The sequence below is a fragment of the Mesorhizobium sp. W050 genome (assembly GCF_054719535.1).
This window is the reverse complement of record NZ_JBTTIH010000001.1, coordinates 4,998,106-5,019,169: the sequence shown is the minus strand read 5'-3', so window position 1 is coordinate 5,019,169 and position 21,064 is coordinate 4,998,106. Positions and strand designations below refer to the sequence as shown.

Here is a 21,064-nt window from a genome sequence, read left to right as displayed (position 1 = left end):
AGTGCGTTGCGGTTTTCCGTTCGGAGTTGCGTCAAAACAAAAGCTTAATCGCGCGATCATTCCGCCGCGGCGGCGACGACGTCGTTGTGGAATTCCTCGCGGTACGGCCGCGCCGTCGGCGGCAATTCGCGCTTGAGGAAATAGTCCTCGTTGCGCAGCTGGCGCAAAAAGGCCGGGATCATCTCGCGGTAGCCGGCCAGGATCGACGGCGTCGGCGCCGGCAGATCGTGCTTGATCAGCGCATGCAGTTTGGGCAGCGCATGATAGGGCACCATCGGGAACATGTGGTGTTCGACGTGATAGTTCATGTTCCAGTAGATGAAGCGGCTGACCGGGTTCATGTAGACGGTGCGGCTGTTCAGCCGGTGGTCGACGACATTTTCGGCGAGCCCGCCATGCTGCAGCAGGCCGACCATGACATGATGCCAGGCGCCGTAGAGCCGGGGCAGCCCGACCAGCATCAGCGGCAGCCATGAGCCGAAATACAGTGCGATCGCGATGGTGACGGCATAGATGGCCGTCCAGATTCGGGCGATGCGAATGGCTTTAGGCTGCTCCTGTTCGGGGATAAAAGTCTTTTCCGCCGCGCTGATATTGCCGGCGGCGTTGCGCAGCATGTCCGACATCGCCTTCCAGGCGTCGATCACGCCGACGAAAGCAAGCGCGACGCGCAACAGGTCCGGCGGGCGCATCACCGAGATTTCCGGGTCGCGGCCGACGATGATGGTGTCGGTGTGGTGGCGGGTGTGGCTCCAGCGCCAGGTCACCGGATTGCGCATGATCATGAAGCAGGCGATCTGGTAAACCGCGTCGTTCATCCACTGGGTGCGGAAGGCGGTGCCGTGGCCGCATTCGTGCCAGCGTGAGTCGGTGGAGGAGCCGTAGAGCACGCCATAGACGAAGAAGAACGGCACGCACCACCAGCTGCCCCAGAACCAGGCGCCGCCGGCGGCACTCAGGATCAGCGCGGCGAGCCAGATCGTGGTGTCGCGGATCGCCGGCCCATCGGAGCGCTGCATCAGCTCCTTCATCTGCTTGCGCGGAATATCGGTGTGATACCACTCGGCCGCCGACAGGCCGGTCTCGACGGCGAGCTTGGCGTCGCGGCCGATCAGGCTGTAGTCGCGCCGGGACGGTGGTGTGGATAGTGTCGCTTCCATAGGGGCTGCCTCCGTCGGCCACAGCATCCGTCAGGACGGATATGTCCATTACAGGCGCCTGTGTCCGAGCGCAAAATAGCGCCATGCGGTGATAGTCTCAATATCACAAAGATAGTTTCTATCATTTTCCATCAGAACGATGTAAGCAGTTGCAGGCACTCATGCGGGACAGTCATGGCAAAACGGCCAACCATCACCGATCTGGCGCGCATCTCCGGCGTTAGCGTCGCCACTGTCGACAGGGTGCTGAACAACCGGCTGCCGGTGCGCGAGGAAACCGCGCGCCGCGTCTATGAGGCGGCGACCGGCATCGGCTACCACGCCGCCGGGCTGATCAAGCGGCGCATGCGCCAGGAATTGCCGGAATACCGCCTCGGCTTTCTGCTGCTGCGGGGCAATGATGTTTTTTACGGCGATTTCGCGAGGGAGCTAGAAATGGCGGTCTCGCAATCGCAGCGCTTCCGCGGCGTCGCCACCATCGATTTCGCCAGCTCGCTAGCCGCCGACGAGATCGCCGCCCAGATGCGCAAGCTGGCAGCGAAATCCAGAGCAATCGCCGTTGTCGGTCCGGACCATCCGACGCTGACGGCGGTCGTGGAGTCGCTGAAAGCGAGGGGGCAACCTGTCTTCTCGCTGCTGTCCGACTTTGCCGCTGGCATCCGTGAGGGATATGTCGGCCTCGACAATCGCAAGGTCGGTCGCACCGCGGCCTGGATGATCGCCAGGGCGGCAAAGAACCCCGGCAAGGTCGCCCTTTTCGTCGGCAGTCATCGCTTCCACGGCCATGAACTGCGCGAGATCGGATTTCGCTCCTTCTTCCGCGAACATGCGCCGGACTTCACGGTGATGGAAACGCTGGTCAATCTGGAAGCCAACCAGGTCACCCACGATGCGATGATCGATCTCCTGGTGCGGTATCCGGATCTTGCCGGCTGCTATGTCGCCGGCGGCGGGATGGAAGGCGCGGTCTCGGCGCTGCGCGCAGCGAAGCCCGCAAACATGCCGGTGGTCGTCTGCAACGAGATCAACGCCGAATCGCGCGCGGCACTCGCCGACAACATCCTGACAATGGTGATCTCGACGCCGCTCGCCGCCTTGTGCCGCGAGCTTGTCGACCTGATGGCGCATTCCATCGAGGCCGGCGCCGCCAACGCGCCGGGCCAGACCTTTCTGCCCTTCGACATCTATCTGCCGGAAAATATCTAACGCGTTCTGCCGCGCCGACCCGTTCGGCGTGGGCTCTCCCGGCGATGATAGAATCTATCAGATTCTGCCTTCAGACTCGGCCTGGGCCGCTGTCGGCCTTGATTCGACGTGAAATTGCGGCGCGGCGACCGAAAATCCGCTTTCCGACTTAGGAATCGCTCTTGACGTCTCGCGAAAAAATGGAATAAATATTTCATCAGATTGGTATTTTGGTTCTTTCGTTCCGGAACATCTGTTTCAAACTGGGAGCCTGGCGTTCCATCCCTTGGACAAAACGCCATACGGAACAGGAAGGCATCAGGGAGAGATTCCTCGGGCTATCGGGGATTCCGGGTAGATCGGTGCAGCCGGACACCAATGTGGAGGAGAAACACAATGAAGAAACTGATTTTGGGCGTCGCCTTTGCGGCGCTGATGAGTTCGTCCGCTTTTGCCGCCAAGGTCGGCGTGTCGATGGCCAAGTTCGACGACAACTTCCTCACCGTGCTGCGCAACGGCATGATCGAGCAGGCCAAGGGCATGAGCGGCGTGGAACTGCAGGTCGAGGACGCGCAGAACGACGTCGCCAAGCAGCTCGACCAGATCAAGAACTTCGCCGCCTCGGGCGTCGACGCCATCATCGTCAACCCGGTCGACACCTCGGCCACGCAGGCGATGTCGGACGCCGCCGCAGCCGCCAAGATCCCGTTGGTCTATGTCAACCGCCAGCCGGTCAATGTCGACACGCTGCCGGACAACCAGGCCTTCGTCGCGTCGAACGAGGCCGATTCAGGCACGCTCGAGACCAAGGAAGTCTGCCGCCTGTTCACCGAGGCCGGCAAGAAGGAAGCCAATGTCTATGTCATCATGGGCGAGCTTTCCAACCAGGCCGCCGTGCAGCGCACCAAGGACATCGAAGAGGTGATCGCCACGCCGGAGTGCAGCTTCATCAAGATCATCGACAAGCAGACTTCGAACTGGAACCGCGACGAAGCGCAGAACCTGATGACCAACTGGCTGTCAACCGGCAAGCCGTTCGACGGCGTCATCGCCAACAATGACGAAAGCGCCATCGGCGCCATCCAGGCGATGAAGGCCGCCAACATCGACATGAAGACGGTCGTCGTCGGCGGTGTCGACGCCACGCAGGACGCGCTTGCCGCCATGCAGGCCGGCGACCTCGATGCCACCGTGTTCCAGGATGCGGCCGGCCAGGGCGCCGGCGCGCTCGACGCGGCACTGAAGCTCGCCAAGGGCGAGAAGGTCGAGCACAAGGTCTACGTGCCCTTCCAGCTGGTTACGCCGGCCAACATCGACAAGTTCCTGAAGAAGAACTGAGCCGGCAACTCACGCGTAAGCAATTCCAGGAAAAAGTGTGAAGCGGTTTTCCGTCCGGAATTGCGACAAACAAACAAGAGAGCGGCGCAACCGCGCCGCTCCCGTTTTCCCCACCGCCCTGAGGGGCGGAAGGGCAAATGCGGCCTCACGGAGGACAAGGCATGTCACAGACATCTCATGGCGTCGGCGGGGTCAGCTATGACGCGAAGAGGCGGACATGGCCGGCCGAATTCAACGTCTTCCTGGCGCTGGTCATTCTGGTCGTCATCTTCGAACTGATCGGCCGCATCTTTCTTGGCGACAGCTTCCTGTTCAACACGCGCGACAACGTCGCCGGGATCTTCAATGAGGCCCGCCTGCAGATCATCATCCTGCAGGTGTCGATCGTCGGCATCATCGCCATCGGCGTCACGCAGGTGATCATTTGCGGCGGCATCGACTTGTCCTCGGGCTCGATCGTCGGCGCCACCGCCATGATCGCCATGAGTTTTGCCCAGGTGGCGACGGTCAACGGTAACCCTAACCCCAAGGCGATGTTCCTGGCGCAAGGCTGGACCGACCTGCCGGTGATCGTGCCGGTACTGGTCGCCATCGGCTGCGGTCTGCTCGCCGGTCTCGTCAACGGCTCCTTGATTGCCTATACGCGCATTCCACCGTTCATCGCCACGCTCGGCATGATGGTGACCGCGCGCGGCATTGCCAAATGGTGGTCCAAGGGCCAGCCGATCTCGTTTCCGACCGAAAGTTTCGCTGGAATCGGCAAGGGGCTGATGCCGGTCATCATCTTCCTGTCGCTGGCGGTGCTGTTCCAGCTGATCATGACCTACACACGCTACGGCAAGCACTGCTACGCCATCGGCTCCAACGAGGATGCCGCGCGCATGTCGGGCATCAAGATCGCCAACCACAAGATCCTCGTCTATGTCATTGCCGGCATCCTCGCCGCGCTGGCCGCTGTCGTGCTCTCCTCCAAGAACCTGACAGCACAGTCCGGCATGGGCGTCATGTACGAGCTCGACGCCATCGCAATGGCGGTCATCGGCGGCGTCTCTTTGTCGGGCGGCCGCGGTTCGATCGTCGGCACGGTGATCGGCGCGCTGATCTTCGGCGTCATCATTTCCGGCTTCACCTTCCTGCGCCTCGACGCCTACTATCAGGAGATGGTGAAGGGCGTGATCATCGTCGGCGCGGTCGTTCTCGACCAATGGCGCCAGCGCATGCGGGCATTGAGGGCTTGACCATGCCAGATATCTCCACGACAGACATCGTCCTGAAGACCGAAAACCTGACCAAACGCTATGGCGGCGTGCACGCGCTGGAAGGCGCCAATTTCGAGCTGCGCAAGGGCGAGCATGTCGCCATCATGGGCGACAATGGCGCCGGCAAATCGACCTTCGTGCGCCAGATCACCGCCGTCGAGCAACGCACCAGCGGCCAGATCTGGTTCGACGGCAGGGAAGTGAATTTCGCCGGGCCGATCGAAGCGCGCACGGCGGGCATCGAGACCGTGTTCCAGAATCTGGCGCTGGCCGACGATCTCGACGTGCCGTCGAACCTGTTCCTCGGCCGCGAAAAGGTGCTGTTCAACCTCGGCCCGTTCTCGATCCTCGACCGCAAATACATGCGCAAGGCGACCGAGGCGGCGCTGATCCGCACGGCAGTGAAAATCCCCAATTTGTCCAACACCATCCGTCACATGTCGGGCGGCCAGCGCCAGTGCGTTGCGATCGCCCGGACCGCGACCTTCGCCTCCAAGCTGATCATCATGGACGAGCCGACGGCAGCCCTTGGCGTGCAGGAGACGGCGCAGGTCGAAAACATCATCCGCACGCTGAAGGACAATGGCGAGCCGCTGATCCTGATCAGCCACAACATGCGCCAGGTGTTCGACCTGTGCGATCGCATCGTCGTCTTCCGGCGCGGCCGCATCGTCGCCAACCTGCGCAAGGAAAACACCGACGGCAACGACATCGTCTCCTACATCACCGGCGCCAAAACCGGGGAGGCGGAACTCGCGGCCTGAACAGGATGGTCATCCTGTTTTCTGGCGTGCTCGAAAAATTATCTTGCCACCTTTCTCAAAAGGAAGGTGGAGACACAACTCTCTCGAACCCATCCCCCTAGAGGAAATACCCCATGACTGTTCGTTTCGCCCTCCTCGGTGCCGGCCGCATCGGCAAGGTCCATGCCCGCGCCGTCGGCTCCAACCCGCAGGCCAGACTGGTGGCCGTTGCCGACGCTTTTGAAAAGGCCGCGACCGAGTTGGCAACCGCCTATGGCGCCGAAGTGCGCACCATCGACGCGATCGAGAAGGCCAAGGACGTCGACGCCGTGGTCATCTGCACGCCGACCGACACCCATGCCGATCTGATCGAGCGTTTCGCCAAGGCCGGCAAGGCGATCTTCTGCGAGAAGCCGATCGACCTCGACGTCAAGCGTGTCGAGAAATGCCTGGCCGTGGTCGACAAGGCCAAGGCGACGCTGATGGTCGGTTTCAACCGCCGCTTCGATCCGCATTTCGCCGCCGTGCGCAAAGCGATCGACGACGGCGCGATCGGCAAGGTCGAGATGGTCACCATCACCTCGCGCGATCCCGGTGCGCCGCCGATCGACTATATCAAGCGCTCCGGCGGCATCTTTCGCGACATGACCATCCACGACTTCGACATGGCGCGCTTCCTGCTCGGCGAAGAGGTGGTCGCGGTCAGCGCCCATGCCTCGGTTCTGGTCGACAAGAAGATCGGTGAGGCCGGCGATTTCGATTCGGTCAGCGTCATCCTCGAAACCGCGTCCGGCAAGCAGGCCGTCATCTCCAATTCGCGCCGCGCCACCTATGGCTACGACCAGCGCATCGAGGTGCATGGCTCCAAGGGCATGGTCGCCGCCGAAAACCAGCGGCCTGTGTCGATCGAGGTCGCCAATGAGAAGGGCTATACGCGCCCGCCGCTGCACGACTTCTTCATGACCCGCTATCTCGACGCCTACGCCATCGAGATTGCCGCTTTCATCACTGCTGCAACCTCGGGCAAGAAGGCATCGCCGAGCGGCGCCGACGGCCTCGTGGCGCTGAAGCTGGCCGATGCCGCGCTGAAGTCGGCGACATCAGGCAAGACCGTCCGTCTCGACAAGTAAGAACCGGAACCAAGGCACAGGAGCAGAGCGATGAGCACATCCGCCGATCGCAATTCGAACACGCGCGCTATCGTCACCGGCGGCGCGCAAGGCATCGGCTTTGCCGTCGCCGAAGCGCTGGCCGACGAGGGCTGCAAGGCGCTGGCGCTCATCGGCCGTTCGCAGGAGAAGGGCGACAAGGCGGTCGCCCACTTCAACAACGCCGGCGTCGACGCGATCTTCATCAGCGCCGACGTTTCGAAGGTGGCCGACTGCAAGCGTGCCGTCGCCACCGCCGTCTCGCATTTCGGCACCATCAACGCGCTGGTCAACGCCGCAGCCACCTCCGCGCGCGGGTCGCTGGTCGAAACCTCCGAGGAGACCTTCGACCAGATTTTCCAGACCAACGTGCGCGGCCCGTTCTTCCTGATGCAGGGCGTGGTGGCCCATCTCCTGGACCAGAAGGCGCCGGGCTCGATCGTCAACGTGCTGTCTATGTCGGCGCATTGCGGCCAGTCCTTCCTGGCGCCATATTCCTCGAGCAAGGGTGCGCTGGCGACGCTGACCAAGAACGTCGCCAACGCCTATCGTTTCAACCGCATCCGCTGCAACGCCGTTCTGCCGGGCTGGATGGACACCGAGGGCGAGGACATCGTGCAGAAGAAATGGCACGGTGCCTCCGACGACTGGCTGGCAAAGGCAGAGGCCGGCCAGCCCATGGGCCAACTGGTGAAGCCCGACCAACTGGCGCGGCTGATCAGCTACATGGCCAGCCCGCAATCCGGTGTCATGACCGGCTCGCTGGTCGACTATGACCAGAACGTCGCGGGGACCTCGCCGGAGTAGTTTCAAACCCTGTTGCAGCAACATCGCCATTCCCAGATAGTCATGATAGTCATGATAGTCACGAGGGATGCGATGCTAACGTCATCCAAAGGCACCAACTGGACGGTTGCCGGGGCAAAAGCCCGGCTCTCCGAGGTCATCGAGCGCGCACAGTCCTCGCCGCAGACGATCACCAAGAACGGCAAACCAAGCGTGGTTGTCGTCTCGGCCGAGGAATGGCAGCGCAAGATCGCACGCAAGGGTACGCTTGCCGAGTTCCTGCTGGACTCGCCGCTGCGCGGCGCCGATCTCGACCTTGAACGTCAGCGCGACGAACCGCGTGACCTGCCGCCGTGAGACTGCTGCTCGACACGAATGTCCTGTCCGAGGTGACGAGGCCAGCGCCTGACGCACGTGTCCTGGGCTGGCTGGACGAGCTTGATGAGGACCGCTCCTTCATCAGCGTAGTGTCGATCGCCGAGATCCAGCGCGGCGTCTCTCTGATGGAGGAGGGCCGCAAACGCGAGGCGCTGGCCGAATGGCTCGCCCGGGACCTGCCCCAGCGCTTCGAACAGCGGGTTTTGCCGGTGGACGATGCGGTTGCCTTGCCTGGGGCGACCTGATGGGTCTTGCGAAGCGCCGCGGTCGTGGTCTGTCGTCGATGGACGGCCTGATCGCAGCCACTGCAATTGCGCACGAGCTCACCTTGGCAACGTGCAATACGAAAGATTTCGAAGGCTTTGGGCTTGAACTCTTCGATCCCTGGACCGCATGAGCCGCTCCGCGTTATACGTGTTGGCGATTGGCGAACCGCCGGCACTTCGTCATCCACGGGCGGAGCAAGGAGCGTAGCGACGCAGCGCAGACCCGAGGATCCACGCCGCGACTTCAGAGCGCTGCTACGGTCCAGAATTCTGCTCCGCCGCACTCCACGGCCCAGGTCACGGAATGGATCCCAGGGTCTCCGCGACGGAGCTTCGCTCCTGCTCCGCCCAGGGATGACGAAATCGCGAGGATTCGGCCCATCCCGAATTGTCTCCGCATACCCCACGTGACAAACACCCCCGCATCGACTATATGAGCCTCATGATCAACCTGACCGCCACCTATTGGTACTTTACGAGCTCGCTGGCGGCGGGAGGATTGCGCTCGATCTGAAGATTGCAGCAACAAGTCCGAACAGCCGCCAGACCTGGCGGCTTTTTTGTATCAGCCGGCAGGTCTCCCTAAAAACAGGAGCAGAAAGCCGTGTTGACCACCACAGACGATCTTCGGGTCAAGGAAATCCGAGAATTGAGCACGCCGGACCAGGTGATGCGGGAGATCCCGCGCACGCTGACGGCAACGCGCACCGTGAGCGCCTCACGCAACGCCACCCATGCCATCTTGAACGGCACCGACGACCGGCTGCTTGTCATCGTCGGCCCGTGTTCGATCCACGACCCGGTCGCAGCCGTTGACTATGCCAGCCGGCTAGTGGCGCTGCGCGAGACCCTGTCCGACCGGTTGGAGATCGTCATGCGGGTCTATTTCGAAAAGCCGCGCACGACCGTCGGCTGGAAGGGCCTGATCAACGACCCCGACCTCGACGGCAGCTTCAACATCGACAAGGGGCTCAGGATGGCGCGCAACGTGCTGTCGGCGGTCAACAATCTCGGCCTGCCCGCAGCGACCGAATTCCTCGACATGACGACGCCGCAATACATTGCCGACCTCGTCGCCTGGGGCGCCATCGGCGCGCGCACCACCGAGAGCCAGATCCACCGCGAACTGGCTTCCGGCCTGTCCTGCCCGGTCGGCTTCAAGAACGGCACCGACGGCAATCTGAGGATCGCGGCCGAGGCGGTGAAATCCGCCGCCCAGCCGCATCATTTCATGGCGGTCACCAAGGGCGGACGCAGCGGCATTGCGACTACTACCGGCAATGAGGACTGCCACGTCATCCTGCGCGGCGGCGTTCAGCCGAATTACGATGCGGCGAGCGTCGAGGCGGCCTCGGTCGAACTTGCCCGCATCGGCGTCGCCCCCCGTCTGATGATCGATGTCAGCCACGCCAACTCGAGCAAGAAGCCGGAGAACCAGCCGAAGGTGGCGGCCGATGTCGCCGGCCAGGTGGCAGCAGGGGACGAGCGTATCATCGGCATCATGATCGAGAGCAATCTCGTCGCCGGCCGGCAGGACGTGGTATCAGGCAAGCCGCTGGTCTATGGCCAGAGCATCACAGATGGCTGCATCGACTGGGCGACCACAGAGACGGTGCTGCACGGCCTCGCCGGCGCCGTAGAATGGCGCCGCTCAGCCCGCCGCGCCATGATGGAGAGCCGGCCGGGCGCCGCCTGATACGAGGCGATGCGGGGGAAGGACGCTGCGGCTCCCCTTGCACACCGGCAACCCGTCTGCTAAATACTGAACCATATGGTTCAGTATACCGACTTGGATTCCTCGTTCGCCGCGCTCTCGGACGCCACCCGGCGTGGCGTTCTGGAGCAGCTCGGACGCGCAGACGCTTCGATCACCGAGCTTGCCGGAAAGTTCCACATGACCCTCACGGGCATGAAGAAGCACGTCGGCGTCCTGGAGCAGGCGGGGCTCGTCACCACGCAGAAGGTTGGCCGCGTGCGGACCTGCAAGCTCGGCCTGCGCGGACTGGAGGAAGAGGCGGCCTGGATCGAGCGGCACCGCCTGCTCTGGGACGCACGCTTCAACGAGTTGGACAAGGTTGTCGAGGAATTGAAACGGAAGGAGAAAGCCGATGCGCCAAAGAACCGAGAGTGAGCCCACGAACAACCGCACGACGGTCGAACGGAAGTCCGAGCGCGAGCTGGTCGTCACGCGAACAGTCAACGGTCCGGCGCGCATCGTGTTCGAGGCGTGGACGAAGCCCGAGCTGTTCAAGCAGTGGTGGGTGCCGAAGTCGATGGGCATGTTCCTGCGTTCATGTGAGATGGATGCTCGTACCGGAGGCACGTACCGCCTGGTGTTCGGCCACGACGCCTCGGACCTTCACGAATTCTTCGGCAGGTATATCGAAGTGACACCGCACTCACGCCTTGTCTGGACCAATGACGAAGGTGGTGACGGTGGACCCGTCACCACGCTGACCTTCGAGGAAAAGGGTGGCAAGACGCTGCTGGTCATGCACGAACTCTATCCCTCGGAGGAGGCTCTCGACGCAGCCGGTACCGGGGCGGCGGATGCGATGGGCGAGACGTTCGAGCAATTGGACGAGCTTCTCGTCGTCTTGGGCGAAGGCGTGAGGCGGTCATGACGTCATCGGTCTCGCGGACGGGGTAGCTGCCGCCCTCGGCGACGAAAAGACCGGGACAGTGATCCGCAAGCGCCGCGCCGAGGCGAAGAAACGCGGCGTCATCGCTTGATCGGGATCACGCTGCCCTCAACCCTTCCCATGCCGTAAACACCGAGACCGCAAACAGCAGCAGTCCGGCCGCCCGGCCCGCAAAAGCGGTCGCCCGCGGATTGGCCACCAGCAGATTGCGGCTGCGGCCGGCGGTGATGGCGAGCCCGCCATAGATGGCGGCCTGCGTCAGCATCGTCAGCGAGCCCATGACCGTCGCCTGCATCCAGATCGGGCCGTAATCCGGCTTCAGGAACTGCGGATAGACGGCAAATATGAAGAGATAGGCCTTCGGGTTGATCAGGCAGGTCACCAGTCCCTGGCGAAAGGCCTTCCAGGCCGTACGGCTGCCGGCGGGCCCGTCGTGGCCGACGGTGATGGAACTGCGCACCAGCGAGATGCCGATGAAGGCCATGTAGGTGGCGCCGGCTATCAGCAGCGGCTTGTACAGGATCGGCACGAAATGCATCAGCAGGCCGACGCCGATGGCGCCGTTCAGCGTGTGCACGATGCCGCCGACCATGATGCCGCCGGTGGCGGCGAGGCCCCGGTCGCGGCCGCCGGTGAGCGCGTTGGCTAGCACGAACAGCATGTCCATGCCGGGCACGATGATGATGCCGGACAGCAGGATAAAGAACAGCCAGAGATTTTCCGCGTAACTCATGTCAGTTGCCTGTCGCTTCCTGCTGGGGTGCCGTTGAGGAATTTGTTGATTTTCAACCTGATAGGCAGTCCAATAAATCATCCCAACTGACGGGGATGTGTCAGTAGCCTTCATCAGGGAGAGGAAATGCGCAAGGCGTCGCGGCTGTTCGAGATCATCCAGATCCTGCGGCTGGCGCGGCAGCCGGTGACGGCAGCCATGATCGCCGGGCAGCTGGAAGTCACGATGCGTTCGATCTATCGCGACATCGCCGCACTGCAGGCAATGCGCGTGCCGATCGAAGGCGGGCGCGGTATCGGCTACATATTGCGGCCCGGCTTCGACCTGCCGCCGCTGATGTTTTCGATCGAGGAGATGGAAGCGATCGTCTTGTCGCTCGCCCTGCTGGAGCGCACGGGAGACAGCGAACTCAAGCAGGCGGCCAAGCGCGTCAGCGCCAAGATCGCCAGCGCCGTGCCGCCGCCGTTGCGCCAGGCGTTCGACGCCAACGCGCTGCATGTCTGGGGGTTCGCAGCACCGGCAATCGGCACCATCGATCTGGCGCTTGTGCGCCGCGCCATCCGCGACGAGGAAAAGCTCGACCTGTCCTATCGCGACGAAATCGGCCGCGCCTCCGAGCGGCTGATCCGTCCGATCGCGCTGATCTACTATTCAGAAACCGCCAACATCGTCGCCTGGTGCGAATTGCGCCAGGCCATCCGCAATTTCCGCAGCGACCGCATCGCGGATTGCCGGGCGACCGGCCTGCGCTTCAAGGGCGAAGGCGATCGCCTGCGCCAGGTCTGGGTCAGTGGCTGGGAGGCGAACGCTGTCGCTGGAGGCTGAAGCGAGCGGGTTTACCGCACATCCACCCAGCGCTCTTCCTCGAACGACCTCGCCATCGCGTGCACGGTGCGCTCGATCTCCAGCCCTTCGGCAAATTCGATGACCCGTGCCGGCTTGCCGGCAAGCCGCGTCAGCAATTCGTGGCACTCGATGATCTTGAGGTCGTTGAAACCGAGCCCATGGCCCGGCGCCGGGAGGAAGGCGTCGTAAGGCTTGTGGTGCGGCGCCACCAATATGGTGCGGTAGCCCTGTTCGGTCGGGCGATCGGCGGTGACGTAGAGCTGGATTTCGTTCATCCGCTCCTGGTCGAACAGGATCGATCCCTTGGAGCCGAAAATCTGTATGGCGATGCGGCCCTTGCGGCCCCAGGCCGAGCGGTTGACCAGCAGCGTGCCGGCAATGCCGTTTTCCAGATGCATCAAAACGCTGGCGATGTCGTAGGTCTCCACCGCACGGCGGCCGCCGCTGGCCAGCTTGCGGTCGACATAGGGTTTGGCCATGTCGCAGATGACTTTTGCGACGCGGCCGAACAGCGTCGAGACCAGCGACAGCGGATGCACGGCGAAATCGTCGAGCGCGCCATAGCCGGATGCGGCCTCATGCTTCCAGAAGAACAGCGCTTCGGGGTCGGCCATGAAGTCCTCGTCCATCTCGATGCGCAGATGGTTGACCTCGCCGATGATCTTTTCCTCGAGCAGCGCGCCGATGTGGCGGATGGCCGGGCTCTGTATGTAGTTGTAACCAAGCGCTGCGACCTTGCCGGACTTCTTCGCCGCGGCCGCCATCGCCGCTGCTTCGGCAAAGCTCGGCGCCATCGGCTTCTCGCACCACAGATGCTTGCCGGCTTCGAGAATAGCGATGGCCATCTCCGGATGGAACTGATTGGGCGTGGTCAGCGAGACGATATCGACCTCGGGGTCGTTGACGACGGCACGCCAGTCGCCCGACGCCTTGGCGAAGCCGAACTCACCGGCCTTGCGCTTGGCCAGCTCCTCGTTGACCTCGCCGAGATGGACCAGCTTCGGCTTGGCGACATCGGGAAAGACGGCGCCGACGGCGCTCCACGCAATGGCGTGGCATTTGCCCATGAAACCCGTGCCGATAAGACCAACGCCGACCATTTCTTTCTCCCAATACCTGAAGCGATCGATGGATGAATTAGTCCATTTCTTCTCCGAATGGAATGTCTGCCTCATTTTTTATGGCCTTCTTGCGCAGGCTCGCTATGATGGGGCAGAGAGGACGTCACTTGAGTTAAAGAGAGCATGATGTCGTCCGAAAACCGCTGCACACTTTTCGGCATCATGCTCTAATGCATGTCGCCCAGAAGTGTGCCGCGGTTCTGGGACAACGGCATGCATCAAAACAAAGACTTAAAGCGCATCGCACATCCGTTTCACCGCGACGCGCTTTAGGTGAGCTTGGACGGGGCGACGATGGACGAACGGGTACCTCGCGACTTCGAGACGCTGCGCGCCACGATCCTCGATCGCCGTGAAACCTTGCCCAAGCGCATCGCCCAGATCGCCGCCTATGCGCTCGACAATCCCGATGACATCGCCTTCGGCACCGCCGCCAGCATCGCCGCTTCGGCGGGCGTGCAGCCGTCCACCTTGATCCGCTTTGCCCAGCAACTAGGCTTCGACGGCTTCACCAGCCTGCAGCAGGTGTTTCGCGAGCGGCTGCGCGAGCGCAATTCCTCTTATGACGAACGCCTGCAGGCGCTGCGCGCCAAGGCCGATGCGGGTGCTGGACACCGCGCCATCTTCGACGGCTTCGTCGCCGCCGCCGGCACTTCGCTCAACGACATCTCACGCTCGCTGGACGAGGCCCATCTGGAAGACGCAATTGCGCTGCTGGCCAAGGCCGAGACCATCTATGTCCTGGCCAAGCGCCGCTCCTATCCGGTGGCGAGCTACATCGCCTATGCGCTGGGCAAACTGAAGATCCGCAACCAGCTGATCGAATCCGCCGCCGGCCTCAATGCCGAAATGGTCGCCTTCGCCACCCCGGCGGACGCCGTCATTGCCATCAGTTTCTCGCCCTATGCGCCGGCCACCATCGAGGAGGCCCGCACCATTTCCGAACAGGGCGTGCCGATCATCGCCATCACCGACAGTTCGTTTTCGCCACTAGCGCAGTTCGCCAAGGTCTGGTTCGAGGTTGCCGAGGCCGATTTTGCCGGCTTCCGCTCGCTGTCGGCCACCATGGCGCTGGCCATGGCGCTCACCGTCGGCGTCGGCGAGAAGCGGCGCAGCACGGGCAAGAAGCGCAAAGCCTAGGCCGGCGCCCGGCGCTCGAATTCGCGGAAGGAATGCTCATTCCATATTGACTATAGATTGGAATTATTATTTCATATTCCCGGCGCCACGCTGCCGCTCGCGCGTGTCCCCCAACTACGTTGCTCAAGACAACAAGACCGACGGGAGGTTCCAATGAGCGAAGCCATGGACGCCAAACAGGCGACGCTCGATGTCATCACCATCGGTCGCGCTTCCGTCGACCTTTACGGCCAGCAGATCGGCTCGCGGCTGGAGGACATCACCTCCTTCGCCAAATCGGTCGGCGGCTGCCCGGCCAACATCTCGGTTGGCACGGCGAGACTAGGCCTGCGCTCGGCGCTGCTCACCCGCGTCGGCGACGAGCAGATGGGCCGCTTCATCCGCGAGCAGCTCAGGCGCGAAGGCGTCAATGTCGATGGGCTCAAGACCGACCAGGAACGGCTGACGGCCCTGGTGCTGCTTTCGGTCGAGAGCGAAGGCGTCTCGCCAATGATCTTTTATCGCAGCGACTGCGCCGACATGGCGCTCGCCGAAGAAGACATCGATGAAGCCTTCATCGCCTCGGCTCGTTCCATCGTCGTCACCGGCACGCATTTTTCCCGACCCAACAGCGACGCCGCCCAGCGCAAGGCGATCCGCATCATCAAGGCCAGGGGCGGCAAGGTGGTGTTCGACATCGACTACCGCCCCAACCTCTGGGGACTCGCCGGCCATGCCGAGGGTTTTGAGCGCTATGTCAAATCCGACCGCGTCTCGGCCCAGCTGAAGACGGTGCTGCCCGATTGCGACCTCATCGTCGGCACCGAGGAAGAGATCATGATCGCCTCGGGCGCCGACGATTGCCTGAGCGCGCTGAAGACGATCCGCGCGCTGTCCAAGGCAACCATCGTACTGAAGCGCGGCGCCATGGGCTGCATCGTCTATGACGGGCCGATCAGCGACGATCTGGAAGACGGTATCGTCGGCAAGGGCTTTCCGATCGAGATCTATAATGTGCTGGGCGCGGGCGATGCCTTCATGTCCGGTTTCCTGCGCGGCTGGCTGGGTGGCGAAGATCATGCGACAGCGGCGACCTGGGCCAATGCCTGCGGCGCCTTCGCCGTGTCGCGGCTGCTCTGCGCGCCGGAATATCCGACCTTCGAGGAATTGCAGTTCTTCCTCAAGAACGGCAGCAAGCATCTCGCTCTGCGCAAGGACGAGGCGATCAACCACATCCATTGGGCGACGACCCGCCGCCGCGATATCCCCTCGATGATGGCGCTCGCCTGCGACCACCGTGTGCAGCTCGAGGACGTCGCGGCAAAGACCGGCGCCGATCCGGCGCGCATCCGCGATTTCAAGGTGCTGGCGGTCAAGGCCGCGGCGAAAGTCGCCGCCGGCCGCGACGGCTATGGCATGCTGATCGACGAGAAGCACGGTCGCGAGGCGATGTTCGAGTTCGCCCGCCACCCCTTTGCCTGGCTCGGCCGTCCCGTCGAACTGCCGGGCTCCCGGCCGCTGCGCTTCGAGTTCTCGCAGGACATCGGCTCGCAACTGGTGGAATGGCCGGTCGACCACTGCATCAAATGCCTGTGCTTCTATCACCCCGACGATCCGGCAGCGCTCAAGGAAGAGCAGCAGCAGAAGCTGCGCTCGCTGTTCGAAGCCGCGCGGAAGGTCGGCCGGGAGCTTCTGGTCGAGATCATCGCCGGCAAGCACGGCAAGCTCGATGACACGACGATCCCGCGCGCCCTGGAAGAACTCTATGCGCTTGGCATCAAGCCGGACTGGTGGAAGCTCGAACCGCAGGCGTCGGCCGGCGCCTGGGCCAAGATCGAAGCGGTGATCCTGAAGCATGATCCGTGGTGCCGCGGCGTCGTGCTGCTGGGTCTCGAAGCGCCGCAGGACGAACTGGAAGCGGCCTTTGCCGCCACCGCCAAGGCGCCGATCGTCAAGGGCTTTGCCGTCGGCCGCACCATCTTCGTCCACGCCGCGGAACAATGGCTGGCCGGCAAGATGACGGATGACGAGGCTATCGCCGACATGGCCGCGCGCTTCGAACAGTTGACCGAAGCGTGGCTTGCCGCGCGTGGCCGTAAAGCAGCATAAAGGCGCGGCAAGAGGACTGCGGAGGAAAACACCATGAGCAAGACAATCCGCCTGACGATGGCGCAGGCGCTGACCCGCTTTCTGAGCAAGCAGATGACCGAGATCGACGGCAGAAGAGTGCCCATCTTCGGCGGTGTGTGGGCGATCTTCGGTCACGGCAATGTCGCCGGCATCGGCGAGGCGCTGTACCAGCTGCGCGACGAATTGCCGACCTTCCGCGCCCACAATGAGCAGGCGATGGCGCATGCGGCGATCGCCTATGGCAAGGCCAATTTCCGCCGCCGCTTCATGGCCGCGACCTCTTCGATCGGCCCCGGTGCGCTCAACATGGTGACGGCGGCGGCGCTCGCCCATGTAAACAGGTTGCCCGTCCTGTTTTTGCCGGGCGATGTCTTCGCCAACCGCATTCCCGACCCGGTGCTGCAGCAGGCCGAGGACTTTTCCGACGGCACCGCGACGGTCAATGACTGCTTCCGTCCGGTGTCGCGCTATTTCGACCGCATCACCCGTCCCGAGCAGATCATCCCGGCATTGGCGCGGACCATGCAGGTGCTGACCGATCCGGCGGAATGCGGCCCGGTGACGCTGTCGCTCTGCCAGGACGTGCAGGCCGAGGCCTATGACTATCCCGAGAGCTTTTTCGCCGAGCGCGTCTGGCACCAGCGCCGTCCGCGTCCGGACCGGCATGAATTGGCGGCGGCGGTCACCGCGCTGAAGGGTGCGAAAAAACCGCTGATCATCGCCGGCGGCGGCGTGCTGTATTCGCAGGCTTCGGATGAACTGGCGAAATTCGCCGAGAGCGCCGGCATTCCGGTCTGCGAGACGCAAGGCGGCAAATCCTCGCTGCCCGACACACATCCGCTCAACATGGCGGCGGTCGGCGTCACCGGCACGTCCGCGGCCAACCGGCTGGCGGAAGAAGCCGATGTCGTGCTCGCCATCGGCACCCGCCTGCAGGATTTCACCACCGGCTCGTGGGCGCTGTTCAAGAACTCCGGCAAGACCATCATCGGGCTCAACGTGCAGCCTTTCGACGCCGGCAAGCACCGCGCGCTGCCGCTGGTCGCCGATGCGGCCGAAGGGCTCGCCGAACTCGGTGCTGCGCTGGGGAAGTGGAAAGCACCGGCGACATGGACCGACAATGCGACCCAAGGCAAGAAGGCCTGGCAGGCCGAAGCCTCCAAGGTGACGGCGTCGACCAACGCCGCCTTCCCTTCGGACGCGCAGGTGATCGGCGCCGTGCAGCGCGCGCTCGGGTCCGGCGTAACGCTGCTGAATGCGTCGGGCGGCCTGCCGGGCGAGTTGCACAAGCTCTGGCAGGCAGGCGCGCCCGGCTCGTACCATGGCGAATATGGCTTCTCGACCATGGGCTACGAGATTGCCGGCGGGCTCGGCGCCAAGATGGCCAAGCCCGACCAGGAGGTCGTCGTCATGGTCGGGGACGGCTCATACCTCATGATGAATTCCGAAATCGCCACGTCGGTGATGCTCGGCCTGAAGCTGACCATAGTGGTGCTCGACAACAGGGGTTATGGCTGCATCAACCGGCTGCAGATGGCCACCGGCGGCGCCAACTTCAACAACCTCCTGAAGGACGCGCGCCACGAGATCCTGCCCGACATCGACTTCGCCGCGCATGCGGCGAGCATGGGCGCTATTGCCGAGAAGGTGCCGTCGATCACCGGCCTGGAGACCGCGCTGCAAAAATCGAAAACCAACGACCGCACCACCGTGCTGGTCATCGACACCGACCCGCTGATTTCCACCGATGCCGGCGGCCATTGGTGGGATGTCGCGGTGCCGGAAGTCTCCGCACGGCCGCAGGTCAACGCAGCCCGCAAGGCCTATGACGAAAAGCGGCAGATGCAGACTATTGGCGATTGATGCTAAGTCAGCGCTGCCCCCTACCTCCCCCTTGTGGGGAGGTCGGACCGAAGGTCCGGGTGGGGGTCTGGCGCCGCACCCCACCCCGCTGCTTCGCAGCGACCCTCCCCACAACGGGAGGGTGAACAAGAAACCGGAGCTAAAACTTGAAAGCCAAACTGGGCATGTCCCCCATTGCGTGGTGGAACGATGATCTTGCCGAACTCAGCGACGACGTCTCGCTGGAAGAGTGCCTGCGCCAGTCGCGCTCTGCCGGCTTCACCGGCATGGAAATGGGCCGGCGTTTCCCAAACGAGCCCGAAATCATGCTGCCGATCCTGAAAAAGGCCGACGTGACGCTGTGCGGCGGCTGGTTCTCCGGCACGCTGGTTGATGAGGATATGGGCAAGAACAGGGATCGCATCCAGCCGATGATCGACCTGTTCAAGGCGGTGAATGCGCCTTGCATCGTCTATGGCGAGGTCGGCCGCTCGATCCAGGGTGATCGCTCCAAGCCTCTCGCCACCAAGCCGAAATTGTCGAACGACGAAATGAAGGCCTATGCCAGGCGCCTCACCGAGTTCGGCGAATGGTGCGCAGAGCAAGGCATGCCGCTGTCCTATCACCATCACATGGCGGCGGTGGTCGAGACCGAGCCGGAGCTCGATGCCTTCATGCGCCATTCCGGCGAAGGCATTCCGTTGCTGCTCGATGCAGGGCATCTCGCCTTTGCCGGTGGCGATGTGCTGCGCGCCATCGACAACCACCACAAGCGCATCAGCCATGTCCATGTGAAGGATGTGCGCATGGGCGTGATCGACGGGCTCGACCGCACGAAGCAGTCCTTTCTCGACGCCGTGGCGCTCGGTGCCTTCACGGTGCCTGGCGACGGTTCGCTCGATTTCGGCGCCATCGTGCAGCGCTTCGCCGACCATGGCTATGAAGGCTGGTTCGTCGTCGAGGCCGAGCAGGACCCGAAAAAGAACCCGCCGCTGAAGATGGCCCAAGTGGGTTACAGGGAGCTGATGCGGGTGATGACGGCGGCCGGCTACACGGTGGAAACGCAGGGTTTTCCCAATGCCTGAGGCGATCCAATGAAGGATTACGAGCACCCGTTCTTCCGGCCGCTGTGGCGGCGCGTTGCCGTCGTCGCCGTCTGCGTGATCTGGGCGGGAATAGAATTCGCCTCCGGCACGCCGTTCTGGGGTGTTATCGCGCTCGGCTTTGCTGGCTACGCGGTGTGGCAGTTCTTCTATCTTTACAAGCCGGTGGAGGAGAGCAAGGCTGCGCCTGATCGACCGAAGACCGGCGAAGCGAAGGCGGACGCCGAACCGAAGGAATGAAGCGGCCGCGGCTCGGAAGGAGCTTGCGGGTCGGACACTCGACACCTGGCTTATCGCCTACGTCGGTGATTGGTCGGAACGTCCCTAGCTTCGTCATCCTAGGGTCTTCGCGACGGAGCTTCGCTCCTGCTTCGCCCTAGGATGACGAAGTTGAGAGGCCGACCTCGAAGACTTGCGATAGGAGACAAAACATGTCGAAACTGCTCGTCAAAGCCGACAAGGGCCATGGCCGCGTCGCCCATGTCACGCCCAAAAGCGCCGGATGGACCTATGTCGGCTTCGACCTGCACCGCCTGAAGCCGGGCGAGACCGCATCCGGCAAGACGCAGGATCGCGAAGTCTGCCTGGTGTTCGTCACCGGCAAGGGCACGGCAAGGGCCGGCGGCCGGGAACTTGGCCTGCTCGGCGAGCGCATGTCGCCCTTCGAGGGCAAGCCGTGGTCGGTCTATATTCCGGAGGGTTCGGACTGGTCGGTCACCGCCGACACCGATCTCGAACTCGCGGTCTGCTCGGCGCCGGGCCTGGGCGGCGGCTTGCCCGTTCGCGTCATCGCACCCGACGACCTCGGCCAGGAGACTCGGGGCAAAGGCACCAACACGCGCTACGTCACCAACATATTGCCCGAGGGCAAGCCCGCCGACTCGCTGCTGGTGGTCGAGGTCATCACGCCCGGTGGCCACACATCGAGCTACCCGCCGCACAAGCACGATCAGGACAATCTGCCGGCCGAATCCTATCTTGAGGAAACCTATTACCACCGCCTCAACCCGCCGCAGGGCTTTGCCTTCCAGCGCGTCTACACCGACGCCGACAAGTCGGGCGCCCGCGAACTGGACGAGGCGATGGCGATCGAGGACGGCGATGTCGTGCTGGTGCCCAAGGGCTATCATCCGTGCGCGGCCTGTCACGGCTACGACCTCTATTACCTTAACGTCATGGCCGGGCCGAAGCGGACGTGGAAGTTCCACAACGCGCCCGAGCACGAATGGCTCATGAAGGCCTGATCGGCCTTCGCTTGCGCCGGA

At 63.2% G+C, this 21,064-nt stretch carries 20 protein-coding genes and 1 pseudogene; 18 read left to right on the top strand and 3 right to left on the bottom strand.

Annotation, left to right across the window (positions count from 1 at the left end; translation table 11 throughout):
• Nucleotides 1–56: 56 nt before the first annotated feature.
• Nucleotides 57–1,160, bottom strand: coding sequence for a fatty acid desaturase family protein (locus tag ACYG9Y_RS24110; RefSeq protein WP_023684067.1), 1,104 nt, complete (start codon nucleotides 1,158–1,160; stop codon nucleotides 57–59).
• A gap of 174 nt (nucleotides 1,161–1,334) precedes the next feature.
• Here ACYG9Y_RS24110 and ACYG9Y_RS24105 point away from each other — a divergent pair, with 174 nt between their 5' ends.
• The 11 genes and pseudogenes from ACYG9Y_RS24105 to ACYG9Y_RS24055 all read left to right on the top strand — a co-directional run bounded on the left by ACYG9Y_RS24105 (nucleotide 1,335) and on the right by ACYG9Y_RS24055 (nucleotide 10,887).
• On the top strand, nucleotides 1,335–2,366 hold the full coding sequence (locus ACYG9Y_RS24105; protein ID WP_023684066.1) for a LacI family DNA-binding transcriptional regulator: 1,032 nt from the start codon (nucleotides 1,335–1,337) through the stop codon (nucleotides 2,364–2,366).
• A gap of 375 nt (nucleotides 2,367–2,741) precedes the next feature.
• Nucleotides 2,742–3,683, top strand: coding sequence for a sugar ABC transporter substrate-binding protein (locus tag ACYG9Y_RS24100; RefSeq protein WP_023684065.1), 942 nt, complete (start codon nucleotides 2,742–2,744; stop codon nucleotides 3,681–3,683).
• 161 nt (nucleotides 3,684–3,844) lie between these two features.
• Nucleotides 3,845–4,921: an ABC transporter permease gene (locus tag ACYG9Y_RS24095; RefSeq protein ID WP_023694633.1), complete on the top strand. Its 1,077-nt coding sequence runs from the start codon at nucleotides 3,845–3,847 to the stop codon at nucleotides 4,919–4,921.
• A 2-nt stretch (nucleotides 4,922–4,923) separates the two neighbouring features.
• Entirely contained in the window at nucleotides 4,924–5,706 is a 783-nt protein-coding gene (locus ACYG9Y_RS24090) for an ATP-binding cassette domain-containing protein (protein WP_027049093.1), read from the top strand.
• 113 nt (nucleotides 5,707–5,819) lie between these two features.
• Nucleotides 5,820–6,815 carry an inositol 2-dehydrogenase gene (gene iolG, locus ACYG9Y_RS24085; protein ID WP_023739744.1) on the top strand — a complete coding sequence of 332 codons (996 nt, stop codon included), beginning with the start codon at nucleotides 5,820–5,822 and terminating at the stop codon, nucleotides 6,813–6,815.
• A 30-nt stretch (nucleotides 6,816–6,845) separates the two neighbouring features.
• Nucleotides 6,846–7,640 (top strand): SDR family oxidoreductase, encoded by a 795-nt coding sequence (locus ACYG9Y_RS24080; protein WP_023710444.1) that lies wholly within the window; start codon nucleotides 6,846–6,848, stop codon nucleotides 7,638–7,640.
• A gap of 72 nt (nucleotides 7,641–7,712) precedes the next feature.
• The gene (locus ACYG9Y_RS24075; RefSeq protein ID WP_023739743.1) at nucleotides 7,713–7,976 is read left to right on the top strand and encodes a type II toxin-antitoxin system Phd/YefM family antitoxin; all 264 of its coding nucleotides are present in this window, start codon (nucleotides 7,713–7,715) and stop codon (nucleotides 7,974–7,976) included.
• Nucleotides 7,973–8,394 (top strand): annotated as a pseudogene (locus ACYG9Y_RS24070) (PIN domain-containing protein). Before ACYG9Y_RS24075 ends, ACYG9Y_RS24070 begins: the two are co-directional and overlap by 4 nt.
• Nucleotides 8,395–8,867: 473 nt before the next feature.
• Complete coding sequence (locus tag ACYG9Y_RS24065) at nucleotides 8,868–9,959, top strand: 3-deoxy-7-phosphoheptulonate synthase (RefSeq protein ID WP_023739742.1); 1,092 nt, start codon at nucleotides 8,868–8,870, stop codon at nucleotides 9,957–9,959.
• 75 nt (nucleotides 9,960–10,034) lie between these two features.
• Nucleotides 10,035–10,394 (top strand): ArsR/SmtB family transcription factor, encoded by a 360-nt coding sequence (locus tag ACYG9Y_RS24060; protein ID WP_023672338.1) that lies wholly within the window; start codon nucleotides 10,035–10,037, stop codon nucleotides 10,392–10,394.
• Nucleotides 10,372–10,887 (top strand): SRPBCC domain-containing protein, encoded by a 516-nt coding sequence (locus ACYG9Y_RS24055; RefSeq protein WP_023739741.1) that lies wholly within the window; start codon nucleotides 10,372–10,374, stop codon nucleotides 10,885–10,887. The genes ACYG9Y_RS24060 and ACYG9Y_RS24055 overlap by 23 nt, the downstream gene beginning before the upstream one ends.
• A gap of 115 nt (nucleotides 10,888–11,002) precedes the next feature.
• On the opposite strand, the gene ACYG9Y_RS24050 is transcribed toward ACYG9Y_RS24055, so the two are convergent.
• On the bottom strand, nucleotides 11,003–11,638 hold the full coding sequence (locus tag ACYG9Y_RS24050) for a LysE family translocator (RefSeq protein WP_023739740.1): 636 nt from the start codon (nucleotides 11,636–11,638) through the stop codon (nucleotides 11,003–11,005).
• Between the two features lie 126 nt (nucleotides 11,639–11,764).
• Between ACYG9Y_RS24050 and ACYG9Y_RS24045 the strand changes: the two genes are divergently transcribed.
• Nucleotides 11,765–12,463, top strand: a complete 699-nt coding sequence (locus ACYG9Y_RS24045) for a helix-turn-helix transcriptional regulator (protein ID WP_023672341.1) — start codon at nucleotides 11,765–11,767, stop codon at nucleotides 12,461–12,463.
• 11 nt (nucleotides 12,464–12,474) lie between these two features.
• Here ACYG9Y_RS24045 and ACYG9Y_RS24040 read toward each other — a convergent pair whose 3' ends face one another.
• Nucleotides 12,475–13,584, bottom strand: a complete 1,110-nt coding sequence (locus ACYG9Y_RS24040; protein ID WP_023687403.1) for a Gfo/Idh/MocA family protein — start codon at nucleotides 13,582–13,584, stop codon at nucleotides 12,475–12,477.
• 315 nt (nucleotides 13,585–13,899) lie between these two features.
• Between ACYG9Y_RS24040 and ACYG9Y_RS24035 the strand changes: the two genes are divergently transcribed.
• From ACYG9Y_RS24035 to iolB, 6 genes are all read left to right on the top strand, one after another.
• Nucleotides 13,900–14,745 (top strand): MurR/RpiR family transcriptional regulator, encoded by an 846-nt coding sequence (locus tag ACYG9Y_RS24035; protein WP_023739739.1) that lies wholly within the window; start codon nucleotides 13,900–13,902, stop codon nucleotides 14,743–14,745.
• A gap of 153 nt (nucleotides 14,746–14,898) precedes the next feature.
• Complete coding sequence (locus ACYG9Y_RS24030) at nucleotides 14,899–16,833, top strand: bifunctional 5-dehydro-2-deoxygluconokinase/5-dehydro-2-deoxyphosphogluconate aldolase (RefSeq protein WP_023739738.1); 1,935 nt, start codon at nucleotides 14,899–14,901, stop codon at nucleotides 16,831–16,833.
• Between the two features lie 33 nt (nucleotides 16,834–16,866).
• On the top strand, nucleotides 16,867–18,717 hold the full coding sequence (iolD, locus tag ACYG9Y_RS24025; RefSeq protein WP_352609069.1) for a 3D-(3,5/4)-trihydroxycyclohexane-1,2-dione acylhydrolase (decyclizing): 1,851 nt from the start codon (nucleotides 16,867–16,869) through the stop codon (nucleotides 18,715–18,717).
• A 146-nt stretch (nucleotides 18,718–18,863) separates the two neighbouring features.
• The gene (iolE, locus tag ACYG9Y_RS24020; RefSeq protein ID WP_023739737.1) at nucleotides 18,864–19,781 is read left to right on the top strand and encodes a myo-inosose-2 dehydratase; all 918 of its coding nucleotides are present in this window, start codon (nucleotides 18,864–18,866) and stop codon (nucleotides 19,779–19,781) included.
• A gap of 9 nt (nucleotides 19,782–19,790) precedes the next feature.
• Nucleotides 19,791–20,039: a hypothetical protein gene (locus ACYG9Y_RS24015; protein ID WP_023739736.1), complete on the top strand. Its 249-nt coding sequence runs from the start codon at nucleotides 19,791–19,793 to the stop codon at nucleotides 20,037–20,039.
• Between the two features lie 191 nt (nucleotides 20,040–20,230).
• Nucleotides 20,231–21,043, top strand: a complete 813-nt coding sequence (gene iolB, locus ACYG9Y_RS24010) for a 5-deoxy-glucuronate isomerase (protein WP_023739735.1) — start codon at nucleotides 20,231–20,233, stop codon at nucleotides 21,041–21,043.
• Nucleotides 21,044–21,064: the final 21 nt, after the last annotated feature.

Excerpts from the sequence above, each read along its gene's own strand:
- ACYG9Y_RS24110 (WP_023684067.1), bottom strand. The coding sequence starts at position 1,160 with ATGGAAGCGACACTATCCACACCACCGTCCCGGCGCGACTACAGCCTG.
- ACYG9Y_RS24105 (WP_023684066.1), top strand. The coding sequence starts at position 1,335 with ATGGCAAAACGGCCAACCATCACCGATCTGGCGCGCATCTCCGGCGTT.
- ACYG9Y_RS24100 (WP_023684065.1), top strand. The coding sequence starts at position 2,742 with ATGAAGAAACTGATTTTGGGCGTCGCCTTTGCGGCGCTGATGAGTTCG.
- ACYG9Y_RS24095 (WP_023694633.1), top strand. The coding sequence starts at position 3,845 with ATGTCACAGACATCTCATGGCGTCGGCGGGGTCAGCTATGACGCGAAG.
- ACYG9Y_RS24090 (WP_027049093.1), top strand. The coding sequence starts at position 4,924 with ATGCCAGATATCTCCACGACAGACATCGTCCTGAAGACCGAAAACCTG.
- iolG (WP_023739744.1), top strand. The coding sequence starts at position 5,820 with ATGACTGTTCGTTTCGCCCTCCTCGGTGCCGGCCGCATCGGCAAGGTC.
- ACYG9Y_RS24080 (WP_023710444.1), top strand. The coding sequence starts at position 6,846 with ATGAGCACATCCGCCGATCGCAATTCGAACACGCGCGCTATCGTCACC.
- ACYG9Y_RS24075 (WP_023739743.1), top strand. The coding sequence starts at position 7,713 with ATGCTAACGTCATCCAAAGGCACCAACTGGACGGTTGCCGGGGCAAAA.
- ACYG9Y_RS24060 (WP_023672338.1), top strand. The coding sequence starts at position 10,035 with ATGGTTCAGTATACCGACTTGGATTCCTCGTTCGCCGCGCTCTCGGAC.
- ACYG9Y_RS24055 (WP_023739741.1), top strand. The coding sequence starts at position 10,372 with ATGCGCCAAAGAACCGAGAGTGAGCCCACGAACAACCGCACGACGGTC.
- ACYG9Y_RS24050 (WP_023739740.1), bottom strand. The coding sequence starts at position 11,638 with ATGAGTTACGCGGAAAATCTCTGGCTGTTCTTTATCCTGCTGTCCGGC.
- ACYG9Y_RS24045 (WP_023672341.1), top strand. The coding sequence starts at position 11,765 with ATGCGCAAGGCGTCGCGGCTGTTCGAGATCATCCAGATCCTGCGGCTG.
- ACYG9Y_RS24040 (WP_023687403.1), bottom strand. The coding sequence starts at position 13,584 with ATGGTCGGCGTTGGTCTTATCGGCACGGGTTTCATGGGCAAATGCCAC.
- ACYG9Y_RS24035 (WP_023739739.1), top strand. The coding sequence starts at position 13,900 with ATGGACGAACGGGTACCTCGCGACTTCGAGACGCTGCGCGCCACGATC.
- ACYG9Y_RS24030 (WP_023739738.1), top strand. The coding sequence starts at position 14,899 with ATGAGCGAAGCCATGGACGCCAAACAGGCGACGCTCGATGTCATCACC.
- iolD (WP_352609069.1), top strand. The coding sequence starts at position 16,867 with ATGAGCAAGACAATCCGCCTGACGATGGCGCAGGCGCTGACCCGCTTT.
- ACYG9Y_RS24015 (WP_023739736.1), top strand. The coding sequence starts at position 19,791 with ATGAAGGATTACGAGCACCCGTTCTTCCGGCCGCTGTGGCGGCGCGTT.
- iolB (WP_023739735.1), top strand. The coding sequence starts at position 20,231 with ATGTCGAAACTGCTCGTCAAAGCCGACAAGGGCCATGGCCGCGTCGCC.